The sequence below is a fragment of the Dorea longicatena genome, assembly GCF_025150085.1.
In the GTDB taxonomy this organism is placed as follows: domain Bacteria; phylum Bacillota; class Clostridia; order Lachnospirales; family Lachnospiraceae; genus Dorea_A; species Dorea_A longicatena.
The window spans coordinates 1,194,577-1,212,660 of record NZ_CP102280.1; the positions used below are offsets into that span (position 1 = coordinate 1,194,577).

General features: G+C 40.3%; 16 protein-coding genes. 13 read left to right on the plus strand and 3 right to left on the minus strand.

Translation table 11 applies throughout. From position 1 onward, the window contains the following. Positions 1-122: 122 nt before the first annotated feature. From gltB to tsf, 5 genes are all read left to right on the plus strand, one after another. A complete protein-coding gene (gltB, locus tag NQ508_RS05590) occupies positions 123-4,658 on the plus strand; it encodes a glutamate synthase large subunit (protein ID WP_006426022.1) in 4,536 nt (1,511 codons plus the stop codon). Positions 4,659-4,670: 12 nt separating this feature from the next. Beyond that, positions 4,671-6,197 carry a glutamate synthase subunit beta gene (locus NQ508_RS05595; protein ID WP_044919245.1) on the plus strand — a complete coding sequence of 509 codons (1,527 nt, stop codon included), beginning with the start codon at positions 4,671-4,673 and terminating at the stop codon, positions 6,195-6,197. 246 nt (positions 6,198-6,443) lie between these two features. Then, the gene (locus tag NQ508_RS05600; protein WP_044919243.1) at positions 6,444-7,616 is read left to right on the plus strand and encodes a coiled-coil domain-containing protein; all 1,173 of its coding nucleotides are present in this window, start codon (positions 6,444-6,446) and stop codon (positions 7,614-7,616) included. A 244-nt stretch (positions 7,617-7,860) separates the two neighbouring features. Then, positions 7,861-8,598, plus strand: coding sequence for a 30S ribosomal protein S2 (gene rpsB, locus NQ508_RS05605; RefSeq protein ID WP_022415428.1), 738 nt, complete (start codon positions 7,861-7,863; stop codon positions 8,596-8,598). Positions 8,599-8,631: 33 nt separating this feature from the next. After that, positions 8,632-9,552, plus strand: a complete 921-nt coding sequence (gene tsf, locus NQ508_RS05610) for a translation elongation factor Ts (RefSeq protein WP_006426018.1) — start codon at positions 8,632-8,634, stop codon at positions 9,550-9,552. Positions 9,553-9,626: 74 nt separating this feature from the next. Here the strand turns inward: tsf and NQ508_RS14380 are convergent, their stop codons facing one another. Next, positions 9,627-9,791, minus strand: a complete 165-nt coding sequence (locus NQ508_RS14380) for a group II intron maturase-specific domain-containing protein (RefSeq protein ID WP_154253351.1) — start codon at positions 9,789-9,791, stop codon at positions 9,627-9,629. 92 nt (positions 9,792-9,883) lie between these two features. On the opposite strand from NQ508_RS14380, the gene NQ508_RS05615 reads away from it, so the two are divergent. Both NQ508_RS05615 and NQ508_RS05620 read left to right on the plus strand, forming a co-directional pair. After that, the gene (locus tag NQ508_RS05615) at positions 9,884-10,354 is read left to right on the plus strand and encodes a GNAT family N-acetyltransferase (protein ID WP_015554185.1); all 471 of its coding nucleotides are present in this window, start codon (positions 9,884-9,886) and stop codon (positions 10,352-10,354) included. Positions 10,355-10,403: 49 nt separating this feature from the next. Beyond that, positions 10,404-10,655, plus strand: coding sequence for a hypothetical protein (locus tag NQ508_RS05620; protein WP_005335687.1), 252 nt, complete (start codon positions 10,404-10,406; stop codon positions 10,653-10,655). Positions 10,656-10,705: 50 nt separating this feature from the next. Here the strand turns inward: NQ508_RS05620 and NQ508_RS05625 are convergent, their stop codons facing one another. Beyond that, a complete protein-coding gene (locus NQ508_RS05625) occupies positions 10,706-11,014 on the minus strand; it encodes a hypothetical protein (RefSeq protein WP_006426016.1) in 309 nt (102 codons plus the stop codon). A gap of 113 nt (positions 11,015-11,127) precedes the next feature. Here NQ508_RS05625 and NQ508_RS05630 point away from each other — a divergent pair, with 113 nt between their 5' ends. Next, positions 11,128-11,343: a helix-turn-helix domain-containing protein gene (locus NQ508_RS05630; protein ID WP_005335690.1), complete on the plus strand. Its 216-nt coding sequence runs from the start codon at positions 11,128-11,130 to the stop codon at positions 11,341-11,343. 192 nt (positions 11,344-11,535) lie between these two features. Here NQ508_RS05630 and NQ508_RS05635 read toward each other — a convergent pair whose 3' ends face one another. Next, on the minus strand, positions 11,536-12,219 hold the full coding sequence (locus tag NQ508_RS05635; protein WP_015554186.1) for a helix-turn-helix domain-containing protein: 684 nt from the start codon (positions 12,217-12,219) through the stop codon (positions 11,536-11,538). A 249-nt stretch (positions 12,220-12,468) separates the two neighbouring features. Between NQ508_RS05635 and NQ508_RS05640 the strand changes: the two genes are divergently transcribed. From NQ508_RS05640 to NQ508_RS05660, 5 genes are all read left to right on the plus strand, one after another. Continuing rightward, positions 12,469-12,798 (plus strand): hypothetical protein, encoded by a 330-nt coding sequence (locus tag NQ508_RS05640; RefSeq protein ID WP_004614003.1) that lies wholly within the window; start codon positions 12,469-12,471, stop codon positions 12,796-12,798. Positions 12,799-12,884: 86 nt separating this feature from the next. After that, a complete protein-coding gene (locus NQ508_RS05645; protein WP_044919239.1) occupies positions 12,885-13,967 on the plus strand; it encodes a replication initiation factor domain-containing protein in 1,083 nt (360 codons plus the stop codon). Between the two features lie 4 nt (positions 13,968-13,971). Beyond that, on the plus strand, positions 13,972-14,151 hold the full coding sequence (locus NQ508_RS14245) for a helix-turn-helix domain-containing protein (RefSeq protein WP_080543107.1): 180 nt from the start codon (positions 13,972-13,974) through the stop codon (positions 14,149-14,151). A 105-nt stretch (positions 14,152-14,256) separates the two neighbouring features. Then, positions 14,257-15,495 (plus strand): tyrosine-type recombinase/integrase, encoded by a 1,239-nt coding sequence (locus tag NQ508_RS05655; RefSeq protein WP_005330087.1) that lies wholly within the window; start codon positions 14,257-14,259, stop codon positions 15,493-15,495. 841 nt (positions 15,496-16,336) lie between these two features. Further along, a complete protein-coding gene (locus NQ508_RS05660; RefSeq protein ID WP_006426013.1) occupies positions 16,337-17,848 on the plus strand; it encodes a CoA-transferase in 1,512 nt (503 codons plus the stop codon). Positions 17,849-18,084: the final 236 nt, after the last annotated feature.

Sequence of the window (18,084 nt, forward strand, 5' to 3'; positions counted from 1 at the left end):
TCAGATTTTTTTGTACGAAACATAAAGAAGACTAATAATCTGACAATTTGGGGAAATTTTCCTCTTTACAATAGTAAAGCCTTGTGATATAGTAGGAAAAAACAAAAGAAAGGAACAGGTGTATGAAAGAAGGAAATGTAGTCCAGCATCATGGACTGTATCGTTCCGAATTCGAACATGATAATTGTGGAATCGGTGCGATCGTTAATATCAAAGGACAGAAAAGTCACGATACAGTGGCAAACGCATTGAAAATCGTTGAAAATCTTGAACATAGAGCTGGCAAGGATGCCGAAGGTAAGACAGGTGATGGAGTTGGAATCTTATTACAAGTTTCTCACAGATTCTTCTCTAAAGTCTGTAAACCTCTCGGCATCTTTTTAGGTTCTGAAAGAGATTACGGAGTGGGAATGTTCTTCTTCCCGCAGGACGAATTAAAAAAGAATCAGGCAAAGAAGATTTTTGAAGTCATCGTCAAAAACGAAGGAATGAATTTCCTTGGATGGAGAGAAGTTCCGGTAAAGGCAGATGTACTTGGAAGCAGAGCAGTTGAATGTATGCCGTGCATTATGCAGGGATTTATTGAAAGGCCAAAGAAAGTAGAACAGGGTATTGATTTTGACCGTAAGCTTTACATTGTAAGACGTGTATTTGAGCAGAGTGCAGATGATACATATGTGGCATCCCTTTCCAGCCGTACTATCGCTTATAAAGGAATGTTCCTGGTAGATCAGCTTCGTCTGTTCTTCCCGGATCTGCAGGATCCTGATTATGACTCTGCGATCGCACTGGTTCATTCCAGATTCAGTACGAACACGAATCCAAGCTGGGAGAGAGCACATCCGAACCGTTTCATTGTACATAACGGTGAGATCAATACCATCCGTGGCAACACGGACAAGATGCGTGCCAGAGAAGAGAATATGGAATCTGAGTGTATGAAAGGAAAACTTCACGAAGTACTTCCGGCAGTTAATACCAGCGGTTCCGATTCAGCAATGCTTGACAATGCAATTGAGTTCATGGTTATGAGTGGCATGGATCTTCCGCTTGCAGTAATGATCGCAATTCCGGAACCATGGGCGAACAACAGAAACCTTTCCCAGAAAAAGAAAGATTTCTATCAGTATTATGCAACCATGATGGAACCATGGGACGGACCTGCGTCCATTCTGTTCAGTGACGGTGACTGCATGGGAGCCGTACTTGACAGAAACGGGTTGCGCCCATCCAGATATTATATTACGGATGACGATACACTGATCCTTTCCTCAGAGGTTGGTGTTTTAGATATTCCACCGGAGAAAATTGTAGTAAAAGAAAGATTGCATCCTGGCAAGATGCTTCTGGTTGATATCAAAAAAGGAAAAGTCATTGATGACGAAGAACTGAAAGAGACTTACGCAAGCAGACAGCCATATGGTGAATGGCTGGACAACAATCTGATCGAGTTAAAAGATCTGAAGATCCCGAATCAGAAAGTTCCTTCTTATACGGCAGAAGAATGCAGAAGACTTCAGAAAGCATTTGGATATTCTTATGAAGAAGTAAAGACATCCATCCTGAATATGGCGAAGAATGGTGCGGAAGGAACGGCTGCTATGGGTATCGATGCACCGCTTGCGGTATTATCAGATATGCATCAGAATCTGTTCGGATATTTCAAACAGCGTTTTGCACAGGTAACCAACCCTCCGATCGATGCCATCCGTGAGAAGGTCGTTACATCCACAACGGTTTATATTGGCGAAGATGGTAACCTTTTGGAAGAAAAAGCAGAGAACTGTAAGATGTTGAAGGTCAACAACCCGATCCTTACAGAGACAGACCTTCTGAAGATTAAAAATATGAAAGAAGACGGATTCAAGGTTGCAGAGATCCCGACAATCTATTATAAGAATTCAAGCCTTGAAAAAGCAATTGATTATCTGTTCATCGAAGTTGACAGAGCTATCCGCGAAGGGGCTAACATCCTGATCCTTTCAGATAGAGGAGTGGATGAATATCATGTGGCAATGCCGTCACTTCTGGTACTTTCCGGATTGCAGCAGCATCTGGTACGTACGAAGAAACGTACGTCTGTGGGAATTGTTCTGGAGACGGGAGAACCAAGAGAAGTACATCATTTTGCGACACTGATCGGTTATGGTGCATGTGCGATCAACCCGTATCTTGCACATGAATCCATCAAACAGCTTATTGATACCGATATGCTTCAGAAAGACTATTATGCGGCAGTTGATGATTATAACAATGCAGTGCTGGGAGGAATTATAAAGATTGCATCCAAGATGGGTATTTCTACAATCCAGTCTTATCAGGGAGCTAAGATTTTTGAGGCAATCGGACTGAAACAGGAATTCATTGACAAGTATTTTACGGACACGGTCAGTCGTATCGGCGGCATCGGAATCGAAGAAATTGCGGCGGATTATATCGCACGCCATTCTCAGGCATTTGACCCGCTTGGACTGGAAGTTGATATGACACTGAACAGCGTCGGACAGCATAAGTTAAAGAGTGGTGGAGAGAGACATCTCTATAATCCACAGACGATCCATATGCTTCAGGAATCTACAAGACGTGGTGATTATGATATGTTCAAACAGTATACGGATATGGTTAATGCAGAGGGAGAACATATTAATATACGTGGACAGCTGGAATTTAATTATCCGAAGAAAGGCATTCCGATTGAAGAAGTAGAAAGTGTAGATGAGATCGTAAAACGCTTCAAGACAGGGGCCATGTCTTACGGTTCTATTTCCAAAGAAGCACATGAGACACTGGCAATCGCGATGAACCAGTTACATGGTAAATCCAACAGTGGTGAAGGGGGAGAAGAAATTGAACGACTGGATACCAACCGCTGTTCCGCAATCAAGCAGGTCGCTTCCGGACGATTCGGTGTAACTTCCAGATATCTGGTAAGTGCACAGGAAATCCAGATCAAGATGGCACAGGGAGCGAAACCAGGAGAAGGCGGACATCTGCCGGGAGGAAAGGTATATCCATGGATTGCCAAGACCCGTCATTCTACACCGGGAGTCAGTCTGATTTCGCCACCGCCACATCATGATATCTATTCCATCGAGGACCTTGCACAGCTCATTTATGACTGCAAGAATGCGAATAAAGATGCAAGGATTACGGTGAAACTGGTATCAGAAGCCGGCGTTGGTACTGTAGCAGCCGGTGTTGCCAAAGCAGGAGCCGGACTGATACTGATCTCCGGATATGACGGAGGAACCGGTGCGGCACCAAGAAGTTCGATTCACAATGCCGGACTTCCATGGGAGCTTGGACTTGCCGAGACACATCAGACGCTGATCCAGAATGGTTTGAGAGAAAGAGTCCGCATCGAGACAGACGGTAAGCTGATGAGCGGCCGTGACGTGGCGATCGCAGCCATCCTTGGAGCAGAAGAATTCGGATTTGCTACCGCACCGCTGGTAACAATGGGATGTGTAATGATGCGTGTATGTAATCTGGATACCTGCCCGGTCGGAGTTGCAACACAGAATCCGGAACTTAGAAAGCGTTTCCGCGGAAAACCGGAATATGTTGTGAACTTCATGCGCTTTATCGCACAGGAACTTCGTGAATATATGGCAAAATTCGGTGTCCGTACACTGGATGAACTGGTAGGAAGAACAGATCTTCTGAAGGTGAAGGATGTGCCAACATCAGAACGTGCATCCACACTGAATCTGGAGCAGATTCTGGATAATCCTTATGAAGGCACAAAGACACCGATGACCTTCAATCCGAAGAAAGTCTTTGACTTTGAACTTGAAAAGACACTGGATGAAAAAGTTCTGGTAAAAGAACTTCTTCCTGCTGTAGAAAAGAAACAGAAGAGAAGCATTGAAATAGATGTAACAAATACAAACCGTACATTCGGAACGATCTTTGGTTCAGAGATTACAAGAAGATATCCGGAAGGTCTGGATGAAGACAGTTATGTAGTACATTGTAAAGGTGCCGGCGGACAGTCATTTGGTGCATTCATTCCAAAGGGACTGACACTGGAACTTACAGGTGACAGTAATGACTACTTCGGTAAAGGATTGTCAGGTGGTAAACTTGTCGTATATCCGCCGAAAGGAATCCGTTATAAAGCCGAAGAGAATATCATCATCGGTAACGTTGCACTCTACGGTGCGACAAGTGGTAAGGTATTCATCAACGGTGTGGCAGGAGAACGATTTGCAGTGCGTAACTCCGGCGCAACAGCTGTTGTGGAAGGTGTCGGAGATCACGGATGTGAATATATGACAGGCGGGCGTGTAGCTGTTCTTGGTGGAACAGGTAAAAACTTCGCAGCCGGCATGAGCGGCGGTGTCGCTTATGTACTGGATATGGAAAATGATCTCTATACAAGAGTCAATAAAGAGATGGTCCATATCGAACATGTGACAACCAAGATGGATGTCGGAGAATTAAAGAGCATGATCGAAGAACATGTTGCCAATACCAATTCCGAACTTGGTAAGAAGATCCTGGATAACTTTACAGAATACCTTCCAAAATTCAAGAAGATCATTCCAATCGATTATGAGCGGATGCTGACAACGATTCTTCAGATGGAAGAACAGGGCATGAGCAGTGAACAGGCAAAGACAGAAGCATTTTATGCGATCAAAGAAGGAAGATAGGGGGGAAGAACAGTGGGAAAAGCAACAGGATTTATGGATTATGACAGACAGGATAAGCCGGCTGAAGATCCAAAAGAACGAATTAAGCATTTTAAAGAGTTTCATACACCTCTGTCAAAAGAAGAACAGGAACTGCAGGGAGCCAGATGTATGGCGTGCGGCGTACCGTTCTGCCAGTCCGGTCAGATGCTGATGGGAATGGCAAGTGGCTGCCCGCTTCATAACCTTGTACCGGAGTGGAATGATCTGATCTTTCACGAGAACTGGGAAGAGGCATATTACAGACTGAAAAAGACGAATAACTTTCCGGAATTTACATCCAGAGTCTGCCCGGCACTTTGTGAGGCGGCATGTACATGTGGACTGAACGGAGAGGCAGTTTCAAGTAAGGCGAATGAATACAGCATTATTGAAAATGCATATAAAAAAGGTTACGCAACGGCAAAACCGGTGAAAGTAAGAACCGGAAAGAAGGTAGCGATTGTAGGATCGGGGCCATCCGGACTTGCGGCGGCCGATATGCTGAACAGAAGAGGTCACAGTGTGACGGTCTTTGAAAGAGAGGATAAGATCGGTGGACTTCTCCGTTACGGCATCCCGAATATGAAACTGGAAAAGCAGTTCATTGACCGGAAGATTGCGATTATGGAAGAAGAAGGAATCCGGTTCGTGATCGGATGTAATATCGGAAAAGATAAGAAAGCGGCTACATTATTAAAAGAATTTGATCGTGTGGTTCTTTGCTGCGGTGCATCCAACCCAAGAGATATAAAAGTTCCGGGAAGAGAAGCCGAAGGAATCTATTTTGCAGTGGATTTCCTGAAATCAACCACAAAAGCACTCTGGAAAAATGCAAAACAGAATGCAGACGGAACCTATGATCTAAACCTGAAAGACGGTACATACATTTCCGCAAAAGGGAAAAATGTTATGGTCATCGGTGGCGGAGACACCGGAAATGACTGCGTGGGAACATCCATGAGACACGGAGCCAAGAGTGTGCTGCAGCTTGAGATGATGCCGAAAGCTCCGGATGAACGTACCGAGATGAACCCTTGGCCGGAATGGCCGAGAGTCTGCAAGACGGACTACGGACAGCAGGAAGCTGCCGCTGTCTTCGGACATGACCCGAGAGTCTACCAGACAACAGTAAAAGAATTCAAAAAAGACAAAAATGGAAAAGTCTGCAAGGCAGTTCTGGTAAAATTAGAGCCTAAGAAAAATGAAAAGACAGGACGTATGATGATGACGGAAGTAGCCGGAAGTGAATATACAGTAGATGTAGATCTTGTATTAATCGCAGCCGGATTCCTTGGAAGTCAGGACTATGTCACGAAAGCATTTGGTGTGGAAGTAAATGAACGTACGAATGTGAAAACCGCGCCGGGAAAATATGACACGAATGTGAAAAATGTATTTACGGCAGGAGATATGCACAGAGGACAATCGCTGGTTGTATGGGCAATCCGTGAGGGCCGTGAAGCGGCAAGAGAAGTGGATATCAGTCTGATGGGATATACGAATATGTATGTGCAGTAAACGATTATGTGTCTGAACAGAACTGGAAAATAAGATAAAGATGAAAAATTCTTGAATAATCTGCGAGTACAATTTATAATAAGAAGAAACAGGCCGGAATCATATGTTCCGGCCTGCTAAATGTTACAAAAATATTAAAAAATGTTGCAATTTGTATTTGTGTGCGCTATAATAGGGAACAGATGTGAGAGATTGTTCTCATGACGAGGGGAAAATAATTAAAACAAATAAGAAAGAAGAGTGAGTATGAATAAACACGGAATCAGATTGATCACAGCAGTGGTGACAAGTTCAATGATTGTAACACCGGTTCTGGCAGCACCGTCTGTCGATGATTTGAAGAAGGAAAAAGCATCAAAACAGAATGAAGTCAGTTCGTTACAGTCACAGCTTACAACATTGATGGGAAAGGTTAATACACTGGAAAGTGAATTGATCCAGACAGGTGAGGATATTACAAAAGCACAGAGTGATCTGGTAGTTGCGCAGAAGAAAGAAAAAGAACAGTATGCAGCAATGAAGAAGCGTATTAAATATATGTACGAAGCCGGTAATGATTCAGCGTTTGAAACATTGGTCACATCGGATGATTTTACAGATCTCTTGAGCAAAGCAGAGTATGTTCAGAATGTACATAGTTATGACAGAAAACAGTTACAGGAATATGTAGAGACAAAGCAGCAGATTTCAGATTTGAAGGACAGTCTTGAAAAAGATCAGAAAGAACTGGAAAGCAAGCAGGCTGAATATGAGAAGCAGGGTGATAACCTGAATAACCTCATTACTTCCAAATCAGCAGAAGTTGCAAATCTTGATTCAGAGATTCAGGCAGCAGCAGAAGCGGCAGCAAAGGAAGCAGCGGAGAGAGCGGCAAAAGAAGCAGCAGAAAAGGCTGCAAAAGAGGCTGCAAAGAAGCAGCAGGCATCTGCAGCTAATAACAGTACTTCATCTAACAGACATAATTCTACAACAAGCAACAATACAACGAGCAACAAAAATAACACAAGTAATACAACGAGACCATCAGGTAATAATACAAGCAGTAGTACAACAAAGCCGTCAGGTAATAATACAAGCAGCAATACAACAAGCGGATCGAATGCAAATGGTGGCACGATCGTAAGCAGAGCATACAGCCAGCTTGGAAAACCTTATGTATGGAGTGCATGCGGACCGAGCAGTTTTGACTGTTCAGGATTCGTAAGCTACTGTCTGACAGGAAGCTATACACGTCTTGGTACAACTCTTACATTTATGGGATGGACAAGGGTAAGCAACCCACAGCCTGGTGATGTTGTAACAACAGCAACACATTGTGGTATTTATATCGGAAATGGTCAGATGATTCATGCTCCGCACACAGGAGATGTTGTAAAAGTCGGACCGGTACAGTCTGGTATGATCTATGTGCGTAGATAATGAAAAGTAAATAAAATAAAAACCGGAATCAGGTAACTGGTTTCGGTTTTTTATTTTTTATGCTAAAGTTTGCAGAAAAATAAAAGGAAAATCCTTGCAAACAGACAACCTTTATGGTAATATTAAAAAGTCGCAAAAAATCACGCATAGGCTTGTCCCGATGGTGCCAAAGCCTGGTAACAGGACGGTTTCGGGGACGTATAACAACATATGCGGAAGTAAAAAACCAATGGAGGAAAGAAACATGAGCGTTATTTCAATGAAGCAACTTTTAGAAGCAGGTGTTCACTTTGGACATCAGACAAGAAGATGGAACCCTAAGATGGCTCCTTATATCTACACAGAGAGAAATGGTATCTACATCATTGACCTTCAGAAATCTGTAGGTAAAGTAGATGAAGCTTACCAGGCAGTAGCTGATATCGCTGCAGAAGGCGGATCAATCCTTTTTGTAGGTACTAAGAAACAGGCTCAGGATGCTATCAAAGTAGAAGCTGAACGTTGCGGAATGTACTATGTAAATGAAAGATGGCTTGGAGGAATGCTTACAAACTTCAAGACAATCAAGAGCAGAATCGCTCGTCTGAAAAACATCGAGAGAATGTCAGAAGACGGAACATTTGATGTACTGCCTAAGAAAGAAGTTATCCAGTTAAAGAAAGAATGGGATAAACTTGAGAAGAACCTTGGCGGAATCAAAGACATGAAGACACTTCCAGACGCTATTTTCGTAGTAGATCCTAAAAAGGAAAGAATCTGTGTTCAGGAAGCACACACACTTGGAATTCCACTTATCGGTATCGCTGATACTAACTGTGATCCAGAAGAACTTGATTATGTAATTCCTGGAAACGACGATGCTATCCGTGCTGTAAAACTGATCGTTTCTAAGATGGCTGACGCTGTAGTAGAAGCTAACCAGGGTGTTGCAGGCGAAGAAGAGTATGTTGAAGAAGCTGAAGAAGCAGCAGTAGAAGAATAAGATTCTTAAAAAACATAATTGGAGGATAAGATCATGGCAGTTACAGCTAAGATGGTAAAAGAATTAAGAGAGATGACTGGTGCAGGAATGATGGACTGCAAGAAAGCTCTTAATGAAACAGATGGTGATATGGATGCAGCTATCGAGTTCTTAAGAAAGAACGGAGAAGCTAAGGCTGTTAAAAAAGCCGGACGTATCGCAGCAGAAGGTATTGTTATGGCTGATGTTAAAGAAGACAAGACAGCAGCTATCGTAGAAGTTAACTCAGAGACAGACTTCGTTGCTAAGAATGCTGAATTCCAGGGATTCGTTAAAGCTGTTGTTAATCAGGCAATCGCTTCTGAATCAACAGATATGGAAGGATTCATGGCTGAGGCTTGGAACGAAGATGCTTCTAAGACAGTTCAGGATGCATTAAATGAAAAAATCTCTGTAATTGGAGAAAAACTGAGCATCAGAAGATTTGAGAAAATCGTTACAGACGGCTGTGTAGTAGATTACATCCATGGAGGCGGACGTATCGGTGTTCTCGTAGAGGCTGATACAGATGTTGTTAACGACGAGATCAAAGCTTGTCTGAAGAACGTAGCTATGCAGGTTGCAGCTATGTCTCCAAAATATACTTCACGTGATGAAGTTGATGCTTCTTTCTTAGAGCATGAAAAAGAGATTCTTCTTGCTCAGGCTAAACAGGAGAATCCTAACAAACCAGATAACATCATCGAGAAGATGATTATCGGACGTCTCAACAAAGAGATGAAAGAGATCTGTCTGTTAGACCAGGTATACGTTCAGGACAGCGACCTTACAGTAGCTAAATACGTAGAGAAGGTAGCAAAAGAGAACGGAGCTAACATGACAGTTAAGAGATTCGTTCGTTTCGAGACAGGTGAAGGTCTTGAGAAGAAGAACGAAGACTTCGCAGCTGAAGTTGCAGCTCAGATGGGAAACTAATTTATCAATCGCAAGACTGGTAAAAAGCAAATTAAATAGCGTATTTAAGCGGTTTCTGCCTATTTTGACAAGTGTTATGAACTACTGTAAAATCTCACAAAATATCGTGCTATTTTGGGTACAGATTGGGTAGGGTATTGGGTAAAGAAATTTACCCAACCTCTTAACGAGGAATTTACTTGTTGTTTAAAAATAGAAAGGGAACGCTGTGAGTGTTGAGGGTGTATTGCATTTTGCAATATGCCCTCAAATTTTTTAAAAAAATAATGTTAAAGATTGGGGAATATGCTAGAATAAGAGAAATAAACAAATTAGAATTTGAGGTGGAGATATGTATGAAATACGAAAAATACATAGCAATGAAGTAATGGAAGCCCTTGCTTTAGCATTAGAAGTGTTTTTACAATTTGAAGCACCGGACTATAAACCGGAGGGAATTGAAACATTCAAGCGAGATATAGTTGAAAATGATGAATTTATTTCAAAATGTCAACAAGGTATCTGCCCTATATATGCGGCGTTTGACAAGGGTAAAATGATTGGAATTATCGGTATGTATTCAAACAGGAAGCATATCAACTTAGCATTCACAAAGAAAGAATATCATCGTCAAGGTGTAGCTACTTCAATTTTTCAGTATCTTTTAGCAGATATTTTGAAAGATGCTCCAAAGTTGCACGAGATTACTTTAAATTCGTCACCATACGGTAAGCCATTTTATCTTCATATCGGATTTAAGCCACAATCAGACGAGCAAGAAATAGACGGGATTAGGTTTACCCCTATGAAGTACACAATCTGATAAACTTCAGTTTGTAAAATTGAAAAATGTGAATTTGGAGGATAATAGGATGTTAGAATTTAGATATGATACTCAACTTTTGATTGAAGGCGAAAATCTTGATGAAGATAAAATAAATGAATATTTCACAAATAATTTTAAAGGAGATTGCTTATTGGCGGTTGGAGATGAAGAATTGATTAAAATTCATTTTCATACAAATGAGCCATGGAAAGTGTTAGAATATTGTTCTCAAATCGGAGAAATCTATGATATTGTTATTGAAGATATGGATAGACAGGCGAGAGGGTTAAAGGGGTAAATTCCATATTATTGCAGACAGTTTTTTTATTGACTGTCTGCTTTTTCTTTTTAATTATAATTGATAGTGGTACTATAAAATGGTTCATATCCATTGCGAAAAGACCATTTAGAGTGATACAGATTGATTGTAAGAATAGTAGGAGTTCCGTTGATTTGATTATGTTCTGCTTCGATTTCCGCTATTACTTCATCTGTATTCCAGTATTGATATACAATAACTTGTAGTTCGGTATCACGATTAGCCCCATTGCTGAATGACATACTGTTAAATACAAGATAATCGGGCAAGCTAATGTAATAGAGAATGCCTGCAAGCAAGACTAGAATAATAGTGGCAAATAACAATTTCTTTTTCATTTTGATATACCTCTGTTTCTGTATAGTTATAGGGATAAGTATATAGTACCTCACTATATAGTGAATTACTACATAAAGATTTATTGAATATACTTTTATGTAGAGGTGAGGCAATGAAGTATGGACATTTGGAACTTCACATAGAGGAACTGCTGAAAGAAAAAGGAATTAGTAAGAATACCATTTGTAAGGAATTGGATATACCGAGGTCTAATTTTAATCGTTATTGCAGAAATGAATTTCAGAGATTAGACGCACAACTAATCTGTAAACTGTGCAGTTACTTGGAGTGTGGAATAGAAGAACTGATAGAGTATGTGAAAGAATGAGAGCCTGTCGGATTGAAGAAAATTCGTGCAGGCTTTTGTTGTGTCAAGAAAAAGAGAAAATGTAGTGAGGTCAAGGAACAAGGCGTAGCCGATACGCCGTAGGGCAGTCCTTGACGGAACGGACACAGCCAACAGCACCATGATACAGCAGAGGACTTGAAAGGTCGGAAACCTTGCAAGTCCTCTTGTCTGTTACTGGGCGTTATGCTTTAAGTAAAGTGCTTCTTTCTCCAGTTCCTTTTCAAATGCTTTTATGTGACCGTCTTGTATTCCGTTGTCGATATGAAAGCAGTCGTCAGTCTGTGAGTAGGAGAGCATGGTAACTTTCGGTTCATAGGTTGCTGTATCAATTCCATAATAGTAAATCGTGGCGGTTGTTAATACCATGTGAATGCTTTCAAAATCTCTTGTAAAAATTGTATGCCTGTCGGAATAAAAGAAATCAGACGGGCATTCATAGAATTGGGAACTATCCTCTTTCAAAAATAGTGGCAGTATGTGCATTGCATTTCCAGCACGATTGACAAGGACATAAAAGCGTGGAATGAGGGCGGCATATTGTGTCATCATGGCGATATATATATCATCTAAATCATCAAGAAGATACTCAGAGCAGGAGTTGTTATAAAAGACATATTGCAGGGCGTTATCGTTTTGACTTGTATGTTCCATAGGCACATTTTGTCCGTAAAGCCAACGCAAATCTACATCTAAGGAGTCGGCGATCAGTTCCATTTTATCGGCTTTGGGGTTGTATTGTCCCGAAAGATAGGAACTAAACGCCCCTTTGCTGATACCTGTATCTTTGACTATATCTACTTGTTTTTTATTTTTTGCTTTCATGGCAAATTTAATCCGTTCTGCGATTGTATTCATCTGAAAACCCTCTCTTTCCATATCTCGTTATAACTTTTCATATCTTATCGTCTAAGGACACTATACCACAAGTTCAGAAAAAAGAAAATAAAAAGTTTATAAAAAACTAAACTTCCTATTGCAAAACAAATATGTCTGTGCTAATATACAATTAAGTTCAGAAATAACTGAACCACAAACGACGTCGTAATAAGAAATTGAAAATATGAGAAACTGACCTATCGGTTCAACGGGGAGAAAGGAACGTGTATGCAGATTACATTGACAAAAGAACAGGTAAAAGAAGCATTTGGAGAACTTCGTTTCATGGGTGCGGATAACTGTTACCGCTATGATAAAGACAGTAAGAAGAAAACAGAGGAAGTGGAAGCCTTAAAACTTCATCTTGGAAGTATGAAGCTTGGGAACAGCGTGGATATTCGCTTGGAAGCAACGGAACTTCCGAAGATTGAGCCTTATGCTGTGGTGGAACTGGGAGAACCAGTTTATGCCCCTTATGTGCAGAGAGGAAACTTTCCTGTATTAGTGGAGAAGATTACCTGTAAGGGTATCCGCCCTGTTCCAAATAAAAATATGTAGGCGGTCAAAGTTCCTGTCCTCGTTCTGACGTACCAAACGGCAGGTTGAGGGCAGGGCAATGGCAACGCCATTGCAGATAAGGAGGTTTGATAAATTTGGAAGAAAGAAGCGGAAGTTTTCTTCCAGAACTCCCCTACACTAACAGGGGAGTAATACGGCAGAAAGAAGAATTAAGTGCCTTGATAGATTGGTGTCAGATAACCATTAAGGAAGTTCCGTTAGAAGCAGTCATAGAAGATGTGTTGAGAATACCTTTGGAACTTATGACGGTAACAGGCTATGAAAAAGGGATTGCAGGACATGAGGTTGTGGCAATCTTCGATAATATCAAGGTGCTAAAGCCGACAGGAAATGCACAGTATCAAGGCTTTCAGATCTTAATGAGTGGGAAAGGCTGTCGTAACTATGAGAATTTTTTACAACTCAATGAGGAAACATGGTTTGATTTCTTAAACAGAGTTTGTCAGTATCACATCAATTTTCCTCGGATTGATTTAGCGATAGATGATAGAAAACCGTATTTGAGTATTCCCGATTTGATTATACGGACAAAAGAGGGATTGCTTTCCACAAAACTAAGGGATATAGATTTTCACGATTCGGGAGAACTGAAAGAGGAAGTGTTTCAGAGTAAAGGTGGCAGTCTTTATCTCGGCAGTTCAGCCAGTAATTTGAGATTGGTATTTTATGAAAAGGGATATGAACAGAATAAAAAGTATGGAACAGAATTAGATGAAAATTGGAATAGATATGAGTTGAGATTTCGGCAGGAAATGGCAGTTAGCGTAGTACAGGAATTATTGAGATATAGAGATGTGGCAGGACTGGCAATGGAAGTATTGAACAGCAAAATACGATTTTTAGAAAAGCCGACAGACAGCATGACAACACGAAAAAGGCTTTACCCAACCTATCAAGCGTGGGCGGAACTGATGAAAGATATAGGTAAGGTTAAACTTACCATGCAACCACAGAAGAAAAGTTTACAAAAGGTGTGGGAATGGTTAGAAAAGTATGTTGCTCCGTCTTTGAAACTGTTTGCAGAGGTTGGAAAGATAGAGAAAAGGGATTATATCGGTAATCTTGTAGCAAATGGAGAAATGAATATCACACAGAAACAGTTGTATGATGATTACATAAAAGCAAGAAGATTAGAGGAAAGGGGATAATCGTATAGAAAAAGCATTATTAAATTTAAAGGAAGTAAGTGAGTATCTTGGACTTGGAGAAACAAAGACAAGAGAACTCTTGAAAAGTAGAAACTGTCCGTTTTCCATGAAGATTGGGTATCGGTGGTATGCGAACAGAAGATTATTAGACACATGGCTAGAGCAACAAGCAAAAAGTTATTGAAGTTCTGATTGAAAAGGAGGCGAACTTATAGTAGTATATGGTTAAAATCACAGAAGTTCCCTTTTTATTTATCAAAATATTTGATTGATAGAAAGGGTAGAGATTATGGGTAAAGATTTAAAAGGAAAAGAATTAGGAACAGGTTTACGTCAAAGAAAGGACGGTAGATACGAAGCAAGAGCAAAGATAAACGGAATAGACATTAACTTGTATGATGTTGATTTGAAGAAATTAAAAATATTGTTTGAAAAGGCAAAAGAAGAAGCAAGAAATAATATTGATATGAAACGTCAGAAAATAACGCTGAATGAATGGTTTGAGGAATGGTTTGCAAATTATAAAATTCCTAATATCAAGGAAACAAGCGTGTTTCCTATGCGTAGCAAATATTATAATACATTTGGAAAAGCAATAGGGAATATGAAAGTGACAGATATACGGAACTTGGATATTCAACGTGTCATTAACGATATGAATAAGCAGGGGAGAGCGTCTTCCAGTATGCGAGATGCTTTAGGCAGAGTTCGGGAGTGTTTGGAGTCTGCAAAGAATAATCGTATTATAGACATCAATCCATGTTTTGAAATCAATGTACCTTGGGAAAATAAAACAGCAGAAAGACGTTTCTTATCAATGGCAGAGCAAACAAGGTTTTTGCAGGAAGTAGAGCATAACTGGTATAAAGAGATGTTTTACATTATGTTTCTGACGGGTATGCGAATTGGGGAAGTCGGTGGTCTGAAATGGGAAGATATAGACTGGAATAAGAAATGTATTAACATTCAAAGGTCTTTATCCTGTCAATATGAAAATGGAGTAAAGACTATGCGACTAACAAAGCCTAAAACACATAATTCATACAGAAGTATTCCGTTTATGGCAGAAACAGAAGAAATTCTGTTATCTCAAAAAGAAAAACAGAACAGGCAGAAAAAAGCCTATGGAAATCGTTGGCGTTCAAGTGGAGAATTTGATAACTTGGTGTTTACCACTTCTTTAGGAAGTCCAGTTATTCGGAATGTAGCAGAAAAAGAAATTAAGAAAGTAGTAAAAGCAATCAATTTTCAAGAAGCAATAGAAGCGGTAAAGGAAAACAGAGAGCCGATAGAATTTAAAGACCTTTATCCTCATGCAATCCGACATACATTTTGTAGCAGGTGCTTTGAAAAAGGAATGGACGCTAAAGTAGTGCAAATGCTAATGGGACATCAGCATTACAGTACAACGATTGACATATATACTCATGTGACAGAAACAAAATTTGAAGAAGAAATAGCAAAGTTTGGTAGCGTGAGTGAAAAACAGAAAGTTCAGAAAAATAAAAACTCTACCCAGTGTGCATAAAAGAGTACCCAACATAGCAAAATAAGAGAAATTTGCTTTCAACGGGAATGAAAAGTTTCTACCCAAAGGGAAATTGGGTAAAATGGAAGAGCAGAATTGAGGAAAGCGTAGAAAGCCTTATAAAATGGGCATTTGAGAAAACAGTAAATAAAAGTTGGCAAAACAGATGAACGCATAATCTTACAGTTCGCATAAGAATTTGAACCGTAATTTTATCATGTAAATCAATGAAAAACCTTGAATTTCCTATGAAAATGGGATGATTCAAGGTTTTTTTGCGTGTTGGGAAATATAAATTTAAAAATTATTTTTTGATAATTATGGAAATATTTACCGATTGAAAGCAAGTAAGAAGAAATATATAATAATAAATATTATATTCATAATAGATTAGAATTTGAAAATGATTAGTAAATTAATTTGAATGCTATGTAAAGAAGAGTGATATGAAAGCAATAAATACATATTCTAGAATACAAGAAAATATGGCTACTGAGTTTGAAAATATTTTGTCACAAAGGTCAAAAAAGTTAAATGTGAAGGTACAAGAGTTTATTGCGATAAAAACTCTTGTCGATTTATTGCGGAATATGGAGACAGAGATAAAATATTTTGAAAATTTTTTTACTTCTTTTCATTATAAATGATGAATTAATGGGAGCGGAATTAAAGAAGAAAGTTGTGAGAAATGGTCTAAAATTATTGCAACTAATATGTGGTAAAGCCTGTGCTGGTAGCAGCATCGGTTAAAAATATAGAAATGCTAGACTTTAGCAGAGTAATAAGATAAAATAGAATTAATTATTTTTTGTCAGTACAAAGGTTAAAGGAGTTAGAAAAAATGTATGAAATCATGAGTGCAGATGAAGCCATCCGTCTGATCAGGGATGGAGACTGTATCTGTGTCAATTCATTTGTAGGAATAGAGAACCCGACAGAACTTCATGAAGCAATCTACCGGAGATATCAGAAGATGCAGTCTCCTACACATCTGACGATTGTATCCAGTGCGGGATTCGGTGTCTGGGATGAAGAACATAATGCAGAAGGATATATTAGAGAAGGTGCAGTAGACAAACTGATCTGTGGACATTTCGGAGCCATGATGAGCACAAAGAAACTGGTGCTGGAGGACCGTTTTGAAGCGTATAATCTTCCCCTTGGATGTATTTCTCATGCAATCCGTGCACAGGCCGGAGGTCTGCCGGGAGCCCTTTCGAAAGTCGGACTGGATATATTCGTAGATCCAAGAAGAGAAGGACCTGGTATTAACCGCATATCCATCGATGATTCACTGGTAAAACATGTAGAAGTAGACGGGGACGAATTCCTGTATTACAAGCTTCCGAAGATTACGATCGCACTGATTAAAGGAACAGCAGCAGACAGAAAGGGAAATATCACATTCGATGATATGTTTATGTCCGGCGATGCTCTTTCCATCTGTCAGGCGGTAAAAGCAAACAGGGGAAAAGTTATCGTACAGGTAGACCGTCTGGTTGATACACCGTCGCGTCCACGTAACGCCATTATTCCGGGATGTCTTGTAGATGCAATCGTTGTGGCAGAGCCGGAAAAGAGAAACGAAGCGTATACGGCGCTTACGGGAAGCTTTGAGATTCCTTACAAGGACTGGTATACATGGAGTGAAAAGATCGAGAATGTATCGACCAAACCAAAAAAGAACAGTGTGACGGGAAATATCATTGGTAAGAGAGCTGCACAGGAACTTCGGGTGGATGATATCGTGAATATCGGAATCGGTATCCCAGAGATGGTATCCCGGTATGCGAGAAAGAGCGGCATGCTGGATATGGTAACCCTTACGGTAGAGTCAGGTGGTATTGGCGGATTTCCGGTATCGGGAGAAGCATTTGGAGCTATGATTGGTGCAGCGTCAGTCTATGATATGGCAAACCAGTTCGACTTATATGATAACGGAGGACTGGACATCTGCTTTATGGGAGCTCTGGAAGTTGACAAATATGGCAACATCAATGCACACAGAGGACCTGGTGCATTTGCCGGAATCGGCGGATTTGCAAATATTACGGCAAAGACACCGACGGTTGTGTTCTGTATGACATTTGATGCCAAAGGTCTGGAGGTTACGCAGAAAAAAGGAGTGGTGACGATTCAGAAAGAAGGAGAAATTGCTAAGTTCGTAGAGAAGGTCAACAGTGTAAGCTTCTCTGCAAAGCGAGCGATAGAAAATGGACAAAAGGTGTTATATGTGACAGAACGCTGCGTGTTCAGACTGACACCGAAGGGATTGAAACTGATCGAGGTGTATCCGGGAGTAGATATGCAGAAAGATATTCTGGACAGGCTGACGTTTGAGGTGGAGATTTAAATTGGGATTTATTTAATTCAGGAAGGCACGACGACCCGGACCTGCATAAAAAGTAGGAAGCCGTTCCTGTTCAGGTTCCGTCGGCGGGAAATACTGAAGCGTCAAAATTATGCTAAAAAGAGAGTGTAAAATATTTTGTGTAAATCTCTTAGATTAATGAAAAAATCATAATGATTTACATTAAGTTAAAAAAAATGAATTAGGCTTGAATGGCATGATTGCTGTTTAAGCCTTAT